The sequence below is a fragment of the Alteromonas profundi genome (assembly GCF_010500865.1).
Lineage (GTDB): Bacteria > Pseudomonadota > Gammaproteobacteria > Enterobacterales > Alteromonadaceae > Alteromonas > Alteromonas profundi.
Genome location: NZ_JAAAWN010000029.1, coordinates 18149 through 31665 on the forward strand (window position 1 = coordinate 18149; position 13517 = coordinate 31665).

Genomic DNA, 13517 nt, shown 5'->3' on the forward strand with positions numbered 1-13517 from the left:
GATTAATTATGGTTTCCACGATTAGATGGTTTTCCTCTACTGTTACCTCGCCCCTTGTTACCACGGCGTGACGAATTACGCGTGTTTGGGGTGCGTTTGCGTCTAGGTTTAGGTGGAGTTACATCGTCTAATAAGGCACTGCTATCATAGTCAGTAACCGGTATGGCATGTTGAATGTATTGCTCTATAGCGGGCAAGTTCAACGCATACTTTTCACATGCAAAACTGATCGCTATCCCGCTTTGACCAGCGCGGCCGGTACGCCCAATTCGGTGTACATAGTCCTCTGCATCGTCGGGTAGGTCATAGTTAAATACATGGGTTACCGCATCGATATGAAGACCGCGAGCGGCAACATCGGTGGCCACTAAAATATCTAACTTACCTTGCGTGAAGTCTTCGAGAATACCAAGACGCTTCTTCTGCGGCACATCCCCACTGAGTAAGCCCACACGATGGCCATCGGCGGTTAACCAGTCAGTAACTTTTTCGCAGCTGTGCTTGGTATTAGCAAATACAATTGCTTTGTCTGGCCATTCTTCTTCAAGTAATGTTAGAAGCAGCAACATTTTATCGTCATCAGACGGATAAAAGAGCTCTTGGCTTACGCGGCTTGCGGTAGTCTGCTCAGGTGCAACTTGCACGTGGGTAGGGTTATTCATGTGCTCATAAGCCAGCTCTTGTACGCGGTAGCTAAGGGTGGCTGAGAACAACATACTAAGACGTTCGCTTGCTGCTGGCATGCGACGGAACAAAAAGCGGATATCTTTAATAAAGCCTAAATCGAACATGCGATCGGCTTCGTCAAGTACGGCCACTTGGATGTTATTTAGACTAAAAACGTTTTGTTTGTAATAGTCTAAAATGCGTCCTGTCGTACCAATAATAATATCCACCCCTTCTTGAAGGGTTTCTCGTTGACTTTCGTATCCTTCGCCCCCATAAATCAAACCAAGTGACAATCCGGTGTGCTCACTGAGCAGTTTGGCGTCATTATAGATTTGAACGGCTAATTCCCGGGTAGGAGCCATAATGATGGCTCTTGGACCTTTTGATTTGCTGTTGTCTGCATTTTCTGCTTTGCTTAGCAAATGATGAAATGTAGCCACCAAGAAAGCAATGGTTTTACCGGTACCAGTTTGAGCTTGGCCTGCAATGTCTAGCCCTTCTAATAAAGGCGGCAGTGCGAGCGCTTGAATTGGTGTACAATTGTTAAAATTAGCTGCCGTCAAGGCGTCAACCACCTTGCTATTAATCGGCAGATCGGAAAAATGAGTATCAGTTAAGTGAGTAGGCATAGCTTATAGCTTATCAGTGCTTGCATTAAAAAACAGTTTCTATATAACACTTATGGCTGAGCTGAGACAAATCAGCGACAGACCAAAAATGGAGAAAAGAATGAGCGACAAAATTATCCAGTTATCTGACGATAAATTCGAAGCAGATGTTATCAATGCTGAAGGTCCTGTGCTGGTTGACTTTTGGGCCGAATGGTGTGGCCCCTGTAAAATGATCGCACCTATCTTAGAAGAAGTTGCGACCGAGTTTGATGGCAAGTTAACAGTTGGCAAGTTGAATGTCGATGAAAATAACGAAACTCCGCCTAAATATGGTATTCGCGGTATCCCTACATTACTACTTTTCAAAAATGGTAATGTGGCCGCAACTAAAGTTGGCGCGCTTTCAAAGACACAACTTACAGAGTTCCTAAACGAAAATTTATAATTATCGTTGAAGAAAATAAAAAACCGGTGATCTTAACACCGGTTTTTTTATTATTGACCTACACTAAAAGAGAAGCAGAGGTGAAAACTTTGCATTTTTTAACTGCTTAGGCCGAAAAAGGCTGGACGTTGGTTAAATATAGTGCTAACTTTTCCTCAGCGCTCATCCGAGCAGCATTCTGCTTAGCCCATATCCGGGCGTAATCAATTCTAAAACCAGACAGAGTGACTATATAGTCCTGTAAAAAGTCCAAGCACAAAGACCCACCAGTATGAATTTAACTGAATTAAAGAACAAACCGATTAGCGAGTTGGTTGCCCTAGCCGAAGAAATGGGCTTAGAGAGCATGGCTCGCGCTAGAAAACAAGATATTATCTTCTCGATACTAAAAACTCACGCCAAAGGCGGCGAAGACATTTTTGGTGACGGGGTATTGGAAATTTTACAGGATGGGTTTGGCTTTTTGCGCTCTGCCGACTCTTCGTATCTAGCTGGACCAGACGATATTTATGTCTCTCCTAGCCAAATCCGAAGATTTAACCTGAGAACTGGCGATACCATTGCCGGGAAGATTCGTCCTCCAAAAGATAGTGAACGTTACTTTGCGTTATTAAAAATACGTGAAGTTAACTTCGATAAGCCGGAAAACTCCCGTAATAAAATCCTTTTTGAAAACCTTACCCCACTGCACGCAGCAGATCGTTTGCGTATGGAGCGCGGGAATGGTTCAACCGAAGATATTACCGCTCGGGTACTCGACTTAGCGTCACCCATTGGTCGCGGCCAACGGGGTCTTATCGTAGCACCGCCTAAAGCCGGTAAAACCCTGCTTCTACAAAACATTGCACAATCGATTGCCGCTAACCACCCTGAATGTGAATTAATGGTACTGCTGATTGATGAGCGTCCTGAAGAAGTAACTGAAATGCATCGTCTTGTGCAAGGTGAAGTGGTTGCATCAACCTTTGATGAGCCAGCTAGCCGCCACGTACAAGTAGCCGAAATGGTTATTGAGAAAGCGAAGCGCCTTGTAGAGCATAAGAAGGATGTGGTTATCCTACTTGACTCCATTACGCGTTTAGCGCGTGCTTACAACACCGTTATTCCTTCTTCAGGGAAGGTACTTACCGGTGGTGTTGACGCCAATGCGTTGCACAAACCTAAGCGTTTCTTCGGTGCTGCGCGTAACGTTGAAGAAGGCGGAAGCTTAACTATTATCGCTACTGCGCTTATCGATACCGGCTCTAAAATGGATGAGGTTATCTACGAAGAGTTTAAAGGCACGGGTAATATGGAATTACACCTTAACCGCAAAATTGCGGAAAAACGTGTGTTCCCAGCTATCGACTTTAACCGTTCAGGTACACGTCGTGAAGAATTGCTTACTGCGCAAGATGAATTACAGAAAATGTGGATCCTTCGCAAAATCGTTCATGAGATGTCAGAAATTGACGCCATGGAGTTTTTGATCAGTAAGCTATCCATGACCAAAACCAATGATGAATTTTTCGATGCTATGCGTCGTCAAAAAAGTTAAGGTTTATTTCTTTTTGAAAAAGCGCCTTTGTGGCGCTTTTTTTTTGCCTTTAAAACCCTACTTAAACAAACATCTCTTTCTGCTAGCTATGCCTGCTGTTTAGCAAAACATTGATTTACCGCAAAACTAAAATTCCCCACCTTTGTATAGTAAAGCGGTATACCTAGCTGTTATCGCCACCTACCTTTATCTCATACACAGGGAGCGCCGCTGTGAAAAAAACGCCGTTTATATTATCTATTTTGTTTGTCGTGTTTTTAATTGTGGTGGGCAGCCTTATGTTTAGCGACCCTGACGTAACCAATGTGGTGTCGGGGAATGGGCGTATTGAAGCCACTGAAATTGGTATTTCTGCCAAAGTGGCAGGGCGGGTGGAAGACATTTACGTTAACGAAGGCGACAGGGTAGAAGCGGGGGATGTGGTAGCTAAGCTAGATACCGCCACCATTAACAGTCAACTTGAACAAGCGAAAGCGCAAGCCGAACAGGCAAAAAGTGCGGTAGAAGCCGCCAATATGGCAATTGCCCAACGGGAAAGTGAAAAGGCGGCGCTAGAGGCTGCGCTTATACAAGCAAAGGCAGAATTAAAAGCGGCAGAAGCGCATGCGGCGCGTACCAGTGAATTAGCCAAAACTGGGGCGGTGTCTAAGCAGCTTGCCGAAGATAATTTAACCACGGTTGAAAGTGCAAAAGCCGCGGTTAATGCTGCTAAGGCGCGCTTAACTGCCGCCGACGCCACCATTGAAGCAACCCGTTCTCAATACTATTCGACCCTTGCTGCGGTGAATGCCGCCAATGCCACCATTGCGCAAATTGAATCAGAAATGAACGACATGGTTTTAAAAGCCCCCCGCAGCGGCCGTATTCAGTATCGGGTAGTGCAACCTGGTGAAGTGGTGGGGGCCGGCGGCCGTGTACTTAGTTTGGTCGATTTAACCAACGTGTATATGACCTTTTTCTTGCCGGCTTCACAGGTAGGTAAGCTCACCATGGGCGGTGAAGCGCGTATTGTGCTAGATGCTGCCCCTAACATGGCTATTCCTGCCACCATTTCTTACGTGGCTGACGTGGCGCAATTTACCCCTCGTTCAGTGGAAACCCAAAGCGAACGTGAAAAGCTTATGTTTAGGGTTAAAGCGCAAGTGCCAGTACCGCTATTAAAGCAGCACATCGATAAAGTAAAAACCGGGCTACCCGGTGTGGTGTGGGTAAAATTAAGTGATGATGCCCAGTGGCCTAGCGACCTGCCCGAACTGGTACACGAATGAGTCACATCATTGAATGCTCACAGCTAACGGTGCGCTATAAAAGCACGACAGCTATCGATAACATTAAGCTGAGTATTCCCGCTGGGGTAACGGTAGGCATTATTGGGCCCGACGGTGTGGGTAAGTCTACTTTACTGAGTTTAATTGCAGGCGAGCGTATGATGCAGCAGGGCAGCCTGCAGGTGCTTGGCGGCAACATGCGGGATAAAAAGCACCGCGAGGCGATTTGTTCCGACATTGCCTATATGCCTCAAGGGCTGGGTAAAAACCTGTACCCCACGTTATCGGTGGAAGAAAACCTGCAGTTTTTTGCCAAGCTGTTTGGCCATAGCCGCAAACAGCGCCGGACACGCATAGACAACCTCACTAAGCGCACTGGGCTTTACCCTTTTTTATCACGCCCTGCGGGAAAGTTGTCAGGGGGTATGAAACAAAAACTGGGGTTGTGCTGTGCATTAATTCATGACCCTCGCTTGCTTATTCTTGATGAACCCACCACAGGGGTAGACCCCCTCGCGCGCAGTCAGTTTTGGGCGCTTATTCGTGATATTCATACCGCGCAACCGAATATTACGGTGCTGGTGGCTACCGCCTACATGGATGAAGCCCAGCAATTTAACCACTTAATTGCGTTAAACGCGGGAAAGATATTAGCTACAGGTTCACCGCAAGACCTGCTGGCTCGCACCCAAACCAGTAACTTAGAGTCGGCGTTTATTGCGCTGTTACCTAGCGAGATAAAACACCACCACCATAGCGTGGAGGTTCAGCCGTACAACGCGGCTATTCATAGTGAAACCGCCATTGAAGCGAAAAACCTTACCATGAAGTTTGGCGATTTTGTGGCAGTAGACAAGGTGAGTTTTACCATTGGTAAAGGTGAGATATTCGGCTTTTTAGGTTCTAATGGATGCGGTAAATCGACCACCATGAAAATGCTAACCGGGTTGTTACCGCAAACCTCAGGCGAGGCCTGGCTACTGGGCAGCCCGCTTGCCGCTAACGACATTAACACCCGCTATCGCGTGGGGTATATGTCGCAAAGCTTTTCTCTTTATACCGAGCTTACCGTTAGGCAAAACTTGGTGTTACACGCCAAGCTGTTTAAAGTGCCTGCCAATAAGGTTGAAGGGCGGGTAGATGAAATGCTCAACCGCTTTGCCTTATTCCAGCATCAACACAATTTACCTCATGCTTTACCTTTAGGTATACGACAGCGTTTGTCGCTGGCCGTGGCCATGGTGCATAAGCCGGAAGTGCTTATTCTTGATGAGCCCACCTCGGGGGTAGACCCAATAGCGCGAGATAATTTTTGGCAGTTGCTTATTACCTTAGCGCGCCAAGATGGCGTGACTATTTTTATTTCTACCCACTTTATGAACGAAGCGGCTCGCTGCGATAGAATTTCGCTTATGCACGCAGGCAAAGTGCTAATAACCGATACCCCTGAAGCCATAAAGGCGCAAAAATCTGCCGATACCTTAGAAGCCGCGTTTATCGAATATTTGGTGGAAGCGCAAACGCCTTCAACCCACACCAATGCCAGCGAACAGGGTTTAGCCCTAGCTGCGTCTACAACAACACAACAAACGCCAAGCAGGCGGGCGAAAGGGTTACGGCGCTTATTGAGTTATGCGTCGCGAGAAACCTTAGAGCTTATGCGCGACCCTATTCGCTTAACCATGTCGTTCTTAGGTAGCATGGTGTTAATGGTCGTCATTGGCTACGGCATTACCATGGACGTAGAAGACTTATCCTATGCCGTGTTCGACCGCGATCAGTCATCCATTAGCCTGGACTACCGCAATGCACTGTCTGGCTCCCGCTACTTTGATGAAAAGCCCGCGATTACCAGCTATGCGGATATGGACAAGCGAATGAAAAGCGGCGAAATTTCCCTTGCCGTTGAGATACCCCCTGAGTTTGGCCAGTATGTTCACAAGGGCGAGCAGGTGGAGATAGGCGCATGGATAGACGGCGCCATGCCCTCGCGGGCTGAAACCATAGAAGGCTACGTAACAGGTATTCACGTGAAGTGGCTATTGCAGCAAGCTTCGCAAATGAGCCAAGCACAATCGAGTAGTAGCATTAATGTGGTGTCTCGCTATTTGTACAACCCAGATATTCGTAGCTTAGTGGCCATCGTGCCTGCGGTAATTCCCATGTTGCTGCTTATGATCCCGGCTTTACTTACCTCATTAGCGGTGGTGCGAGAAAAAGAACTAGGTTCAATTATCAATTTATATGTCACCCCGGTGAGCAAACTTGAGTTTTTGCTAGGTAAGCAACTTCCTTATATTGCTACCTCGTTTATCAGCTTCTTGTTGTTAGTGGCCATGGCAGTATGGCTGTTTAACGTGCCCCTTAAAGGTGATGTGCTGGCCTTATTTGTTATCGCGTTGCTGTTTGTTACCTTTTCAACCAGTTTTGGTTTGCTTGCGTCGGTATTCACTAACAGTCAAATTGCCGCCATTTTGCTTACTACCATTGGCACCATGGTGCCCGCGGTGCAGTTTGCCGGCATGATAACGCCGGTTTCGGCGTTAGAGGGGGCAGGGCGGTTAATAGGGGAAGTGCACCCGGTTAGTTACTTTTTATTGGCCAGCAGGGGAATATTCAGCAAAGGCTTAGGCTTTGGCACCTTAGACTTTGCGGTATTTGCCATCGCCATTGCTATTCCTATTACGCTGTGGCTTGCCACTGTTTTGTTAAACAAACAGGAGCGCTAAACAGTGAATATTAAAAATGTTACCCAGTTAAGCATAAAAGAGCTTTGGAGCCTATGGCGCGACCCCGCCATGCTTATTCTTATTGTGTATGTGTTTACGGTTAATATTTACACCGCGGCCACAGCGGTGCCTGAGTCGTTGCACAATGCGCCCATCGCCTTTGTTGATCACGACAAATCGCAATTATCGAATAGAATTATCGATGCTTTCGTACCGCCTTATTTTCTTCCTCCACAGCTAATTGAATACAGCGAGGTGAATGAGTACCTCGACACCGGTAAGTTCACCTTTGTGGTGACCATTCCACCAAACTTTGAAAAACTCACCCTACAAGGGCAACAACCTGATGTTCAGGTGAATGTAGATGCCACCCGTATAAGTCAGGCCTTTACGGGCAATGGTTACATTACTGAAATCATCACAGAGGAAGTCAGCGCCTATTTGCAGGGCTATAAAACTGACACCACCTACCCGGTACAGATAGTGATGCGGGCGCGGTTTAACCCTGCGTTAGAAAGCTTTTGGTTTGGTTCGGTGATGGAGTTAATTAACGCGGTGACCATGATTGCCATTATTTTATCTGGCGCAGCGCTAATTCGGGAAAAAGAGCGAGGAACCATTGAACATCTGCTTGCTATGCCAGTATCAGACAGCGAAATTATGCTATCGAAAATTGCCGCCACCGGCCTTGTGGTGTGGGCGGTTACCTTGATGTCGGTGTATGGGGTAATACAAGGGGCGTTAGGGGTGCCCATTAACGGCAATGTGTGGCTGTTTATGGTGGCAGTGGCGCTTCAACTTTTTGCCATATCCAGTATGGGTATTTTTATGGCCACCATTGCCCGTTCAATGCCCCAGTTTGGCCTGTTGCTTATACTGGTACTCTTACCCTTACAGCTATTGTCGGGGGGCACCACAGCCCGAGAAAGCATGCCAGCATTCATCCAAAATATTATGTTGCTTACACCGAACACTCACTTTGTTATGGCTTCTCAAGGTGTGCTGTATCGAGGTGCAGGGTTCAGCGTTATTTACCCTCAACTGCTTGCGCTTTTGGCGATTGGCTGCGTGTTTTACTTTGTTGCCTTAAAGCGCTTTAAAAGCACAATCGGCAGTATGGCGTAATGGGGGCACGTTGCTGAAAGTAAGGCTTACCCAGTTTGGTATTTCCGTTTACCGTAACAATACGAGTGAGCGAAAATAGATACAGTATTAGTGCATGTTTATATAAGCAAAACAGAATCTACTCGAGGTTTTAATTGCTGTGTTTCTACTGGTTAATTGTTTGGTTCATTCGTTGATTATCAAAAAAATATGTAAACTTATTCAAATGTATTCGGGCTTATCAATGTTCTAGAGAGCCTTTACACTCCTACCCAAATTTAGCATGCACACTCATAAGTAGGAGTTCATTGTGTCTCATCAAATTATTAGTGATTTAAATACCCGTTACACCGCAAAAAAATACGACAAAAACAAACGTATTTCAGCCCAGGATATGGCTATTATTGTCGAGGCCTTACGCTTATCCGCGTCATCGATAAATTCCCAGCCTTGGAAATTTGTCATTGTAGAGAGCGATGAAGCCAAGCAGCGTCTTCACGACACTTTTGCCAATAAGCATCAGTTTAATCAGTTACATGCAAAAGAAGCCTCGCACACAGTACTACTTGCGTATGACCCAACATTTACCAAAGACAAATTTGTGAAGCGAGTAGATGCAGAAGTTGCCTCTGGTCACCTGCCAGAGTCTATGCGTGACTCATTTATGGGCGCATATGCGTTTGCCGAAGCAAATACTGATGAACAAGGTTACAACGGCAGCTGGACCAAAGCCCAGGTTTACTTAGCATTGGGTAACTTGCTGCATACACTTGCTCGATTGGGTATTGCTTCAACACCGATGGAAGGTGTCGACGCTGACCTTATTGGTGAATTATTTAGCGAGGAGCTTGATGGTCATATTTGTGAAGTTGCTGTAGCTATGGGCTATCCAGACCAAGAACAGGACTGGAACTTTGGTTTACCAAAAGCGCGTTTACCGAAAGAAGATGTGGTGCAGTTAGTTTAACTGTTACGCAGAATGCCTATACATAGGTAACGGCAAATGCCCCCAATGGGTTGAAGTAACTAACCATTGAGGGCATCTTGTTAAGATGCCTTTTTACTTAGCCCTTCAAGCACTTTATCTACCGTTATTGGGAAGTCGCGTACGCGCACGCCGGTGGCATCGAAAATAGCGTTTGCTATGGCGGCCCCCGCCCCCGTTATACCTAACTCACCAATGCCTTTAGCACCCACTGGTGACGCTTCAAAGTCGGGTAAGTCGATAAAGTCTACGGCGACTTCGGCAATATCCCTATTTACCGCAATGTGGTATTCACCAAAATCAGGGTTGATAAAACTCGCTGAGTCGGTGTGATGATGAATGGCTTCTGTAAGTGCATATCCCGCGCCCCATACCATGCCGCCTTTTATCTGCGATTTAGCCGTTTTTTCATTCAGTATTTTACCTGCGGAAAACATACCATACTGACGCTTTAATCGGACTTCGGCGGTGAGGGTGTCCACCTCAACTTCTACAAAATGAGCGCCGCAGGAATATTGCTCATCATCACTGGTGTCGTCCTCGCTCACAGCGCCAAGTTCTCTGATGGGAAAAACACTGCTATCAACAAGACTGGCCAGAGGAGTATCTTGAGGACTATCGGCATGGGATTGTCGTACACAAACTCCTTGTTCGGTTACGGCCAGTTGCGCATTCTGGTAATTTTTAGGCAACAAGGATAGCAGTTTTGACTTCACTGCCTCACAGGCTTTAAGTACAGCAGAGCCGGTACTTGATGCGCCGAAGGATCCTCCCGAGCCACTCGATGCAGGCGACTGGCTATCGCCAAGGTTAACCGTGATGTTATCCACCGAGGTATTGAAGGTATCGGCAGCTATTTGCGCCAATATTGTGTAGGTGCCTGTGCCTATATCGGTCATATCTGTGAGAACCGTAATTTTGCCTTTTTCATCCATAGAAACTTCAGCTGAACTTTCCACAAGCACATTCATTCGCATTGCGCTTGCCACGCCGTGGCCTATTACTTTGCCAGGTTGTGCGCTGCTTTTGCGCTGCCAGCCGAACACTTCGGCTCCACGACGAAGGCAGCTTTCAAGTTTGTGACTGGTAAAGCGGTTGCCATTGACAGGGTGTACTTTTGGCATGTTGTTAAGCCGAAATGTAAGGGGATCTATATTGGCCTTATTCGCTAGTTCGTCCACGGCAGATTCAAAAGCAAGTGAGCCTATAGCATCACCGGGTGAACGCGTGGAATCAATAAGCGGCGTATCCGCGTTTTTTACTCTATGGGTACTTTTAATGTACTCGGCGCTATAGGTTACTCTTGCGCCCGCTCCTGTGGCTTCGGCAAAGGGGTAGCCTTTGGCCTTAGGCATGGCGCTGTGATGCGCGATAGACTGAAATTTCCCTTGGTTATCACAGCTCAATTGCATATGTTGAAAGCTATGGCCGCGGTGCGGGGAATTGTAGAAAACGTGGCGCCGGCTAAGCGCAATTTTAACTGGACGTTTAAGATAGCGTGCCCCTATACACGCTAAAATAGCGTCATAGTGTAGCCCAAGTTTCGAGCCGAACCCGCCGCCAATGAAGGGGCTCTTCACGTGAATGTTTTCGGCATCCATTTCAAGGGTTGTTGCCAACGCTTGTACCGCTGAAGCGATAATTTGTACGCTAGGGTAAACCGTTAGTTTTTCACCGTCAAAATGGGCGATGGTGGCGTGGGGTTCCATAGCAGCAGAAATTTGTGACGGCGTCGTATATTGTACATCTACAGCAAACCCATCTGAGTATGTTGATGGCTTATCGCCGGTTTCCACATCAGGTTCAAAACCGCCATCTAGCGACTCAGGAACGTCAGAGGCTTGATTAGCCTTATGTAATAACTGCGCAGGTTGTGCATCAATGTTAAATTCTACCAGACTTCCGGCATATCGTGCTTGCTCTAAGGTTTGCGCTATAACTAATGCCACTGGCATGCCATAGTGGCGGATATGCGTGTCGCTGAGCACAGCGCGGCTTTGGGTGAAGCGGCCTTCATCGTCTGGTTTGCCGAAGGCTTTTAGTGGTCCCGCGTTTTTATGGGTTATTACTGCCTGAACACCTTCGGCTTTTTCAGCTTGTGAAGTATCAAGATGCGAAATTTCACCCACCGCTGATGTAGATGCGACTAAAAAACCTACCAGCGGTGTTTGTGGCATCGTGGAAGTATGTTCAGCCGCATATCGCGCTTGCCCGGTCACCTTTAAAACACCATCAACCCGATTGATAGGCTCACCAATAAAATTAGCGGTTTGGTTAGTTTTCATAAAGAGCTCCTTCGTGCTGGGGGTAGGTACGCTGATGCTCGGCGAGGGCGCGCAATACCTTGTGTAGGGTATTGCGTAAAAGTTGTGGTTTGAAATTGTTACTTCCGTACACCTTAGCTGAGGCGAGTTCAGCATCCAGCGCCTTTTCTATGTTCGCCTCTGTGAGCTGGGCACCGGTGAGCGCCTCAATCGCCGTTGCTGGATACCAGGGCACAGTGCCGACACCTCCAAACCCCAATGAGAGCTTTTCTACTTTATTGTTTTGTAACACTAAGCCCGCAGCCACAGAGACTAACGCAAAGGCGTACGACGAGCGGTCTCGAACTTTATGGTAGTACTGGGTACCCGCAGCGCGCTTGGGCAAAATAACGGCGGTGATCAACTCCCCCTCTTTTAGGCAATTTTCTATATGAGGCGTGGCGCCGGGTTTACAGTAAAAATTGCGCAAGGGAAGGGTTTTTGTTTCCCCATTAGGGGTAATCAGCTCTACTTGAGCATCTAACGCCATCATAGCTACTGCCATGTCTGATGGGTGAGTGGCTATACAATTTTCACTAGTGCCAAAAATAGCGTGAATTCTATTTACGCTATCGATTGCGGTACAGCCGGATCCTGGCTCACGTTTATTGCAGGGTTTAGCGGTATCATAAAAATAGTAACAACGCGTGCGTTGTAATAGGTTGCCCGCAGTGGTGGCGCGGTTTCTAAGCTGAACAGTAGCTCCACTTAATAGTGCCTGTGAGAGCAAAGATAAGCCCACAGTTTTACTCGCATAATTGGCCAACTCTGTGTTTGTTACCATTGCTCCTACGCGAAAATGCTCGTCGTGTTCGGTAATACTTCTTTCGTCTTGCCAATCACTTAAATCAACAAGCTCAACAGGCGTTTCGACCTGTAATTTCATCAAATCGATGAGGTTGGTGCCCCCTGCTATAAAACGAGCACCCTCTATACTTGATAGGGACTTGATATCTGATGTGTTGTTAAGATGGGTTAAATTAAATGGCTGCATTATTGAGGCTCCAAAGCGATAACGTCTTCTATTGCATCAACAATATTTGGATAAGCGCCACAGCGGCATAAATTACCGCTCATACGCTCGCTAATATCTTCTCTAGCGCTGTAGTTTTCGCTAAAGGTCACTGCACTTGGTGTCTTGTCGGCTAACTCTTTTTGTAGCGCCACAGACGAGCAAATTTGCCCTGATGTACAGTAACCACATTGGAACGCGTCACGTTTTACAAAGGCGCTTTGTAGAGGGTTCAGTTCATCGTTTTTTGCAATTCCTTCAATGGTAGTAATTGCTTTTCCTCTCAGTTGAAAGGCAAAGACTAAACATGCATTAATACGTTCACCTTCAACTAATACAGTGCATGCACCACACTGCCCATGATCGCAGCCTTTCTTTGTGCCGAATAACGCAAGGTTTTGATGCAGGAAATCGAGAAGGGTAGTTCGGGGGTCGTTGGGCAGCGCATAAGAGACGCCATTAATACTCATGCAAGTAGGGGAGGGCCCATCTTTAGGCTGTGAAGAAGCAGTTGGGCCTTTTAAGGTAGGCCCTTTTAACGTAGGCCCTTTTAACGTAGACATGGTGCAATCCTTTTCAGTATAGCCAGCTATCCACTGCGTCGCGAGACAGAAAGCTTCCGCATTTGCCAATATTTTTAGCCCAGGTGCTGGCTGGTGGCTAGGGGTTCTTAGCTGCTTACGCTTGGCGCGAGTAAATGGTTTAGCTATTTTCACAAGAAGTCATTTCCACGCAGTGCTCACCGCAATACCCCCATGTTGTGCCCCACGTAGCACTGCGAAAACCAGCGCTATGAAACCTAGAGTATCAATCGTAGCAACAATGTATCGGTTCGAAAAAAGGGGCAACTATAG

General features: G+C 46.9%; 10 protein-coding genes. 6 read left to right on the forward strand and 4 right to left on the reverse strand.

Annotation, left to right across the window (positions count from 1 at the left end; all coding sequences use genetic code 11):
* Positions 1-2: 2 nt before the first annotated feature.
* Positions 3-1298 carry an ATP-dependent RNA helicase RhlB gene (gene rhlB / locus GTH32_RS16685; protein ID WP_163087877.1) on the reverse strand — a complete coding sequence of 432 codons (1296 nt, stop codon included), beginning with the start codon at positions 1296-1298 and terminating at the stop codon, positions 3-5.
* Positions 1299-1398: 100 nt separating this feature from the next.
* Here rhlB and trxA point away from each other — a divergent pair, with 100 nt between their 5' ends.
* The 6 genes from trxA to GTH32_RS16715 all read left to right on the forward strand — a co-directional run bounded on the left by trxA (position 1399) and on the right by GTH32_RS16715 (position 9330).
* Positions 1399-1725 (forward strand): thioredoxin TrxA, encoded by a 327-nt coding sequence (gene trxA, locus GTH32_RS16690; RefSeq protein ID WP_071817736.1) that lies wholly within the window; start codon positions 1399-1401, stop codon positions 1723-1725.
* Between the two features lie 271 nt (positions 1726-1996).
* Positions 1997-3262, forward strand: a complete 1266-nt coding sequence (rho, locus tag GTH32_RS16695; protein ID WP_163087879.1) for a transcription termination factor Rho — start codon at positions 1997-1999, stop codon at positions 3260-3262.
* 212 nt (positions 3263-3474) lie between these two features.
* Entirely contained in the window at positions 3475-4530 is a 1056-nt protein-coding gene (locus tag GTH32_RS16700) for a biotin/lipoyl-containing protein (RefSeq protein WP_163087881.1), read from the forward strand.
* Positions 4527-7259 carry a ribosome-associated ATPase/putative transporter RbbA gene (rbbA, locus tag GTH32_RS16705; RefSeq protein ID WP_163087883.1) on the forward strand — a complete coding sequence of 911 codons (2733 nt, stop codon included), beginning with the start codon at positions 4527-4529 and terminating at the stop codon, positions 7257-7259. Before GTH32_RS16700 ends, rbbA begins: the two co-directional genes overlap by 4 nt.
* Before the next feature lie 3 nt (positions 7260-7262).
* Positions 7263-8384 carry an ABC transporter permease gene (locus GTH32_RS16710; protein WP_163087885.1) on the forward strand — a complete coding sequence of 374 codons (1122 nt, stop codon included), beginning with the start codon at positions 7263-7265 and terminating at the stop codon, positions 8382-8384.
* A 289-nt stretch (positions 8385-8673) separates the two neighbouring features.
* Positions 8674-9330, forward strand: a complete 657-nt coding sequence (locus GTH32_RS16715) for a nitroreductase family protein (protein WP_163087887.1) — start codon at positions 8674-8676, stop codon at positions 9328-9330.
* A gap of 80 nt (positions 9331-9410) precedes the next feature.
* On the opposite strand, the gene GTH32_RS16720 is transcribed toward GTH32_RS16715, so the two are convergent.
* The 3 genes from GTH32_RS16720 to GTH32_RS16730 are packed head-to-tail and all read right to left on the reverse strand — an operon-like array spanning position 9411 to position 13379.
* Positions 9411-11633 carry a xanthine dehydrogenase family protein molybdopterin-binding subunit gene (locus tag GTH32_RS16720; protein WP_163087889.1) on the reverse strand — a complete coding sequence of 741 codons (2223 nt, stop codon included), beginning with the start codon at positions 11631-11633 and terminating at the stop codon, positions 9411-9413.
* A complete protein-coding gene (locus tag GTH32_RS16725) occupies positions 11623-12645 on the reverse strand; it encodes an FAD binding domain-containing protein (RefSeq protein WP_163087891.1) in 1023 nt (340 codons plus the stop codon). Before GTH32_RS16725 ends, GTH32_RS16720 begins: the two co-directional genes overlap by 11 nt.
* Positions 12645-13379 carry a (2Fe-2S)-binding protein gene (locus GTH32_RS16730; protein ID WP_343033453.1) on the reverse strand — a complete coding sequence of 245 codons (735 nt, stop codon included), beginning with the start codon at positions 13377-13379 and terminating at the stop codon, positions 12645-12647. The genes GTH32_RS16725 and GTH32_RS16730 overlap by 1 nt, the downstream gene beginning before the upstream one ends.
* Positions 13380-13517: the final 138 nt, after the last annotated feature.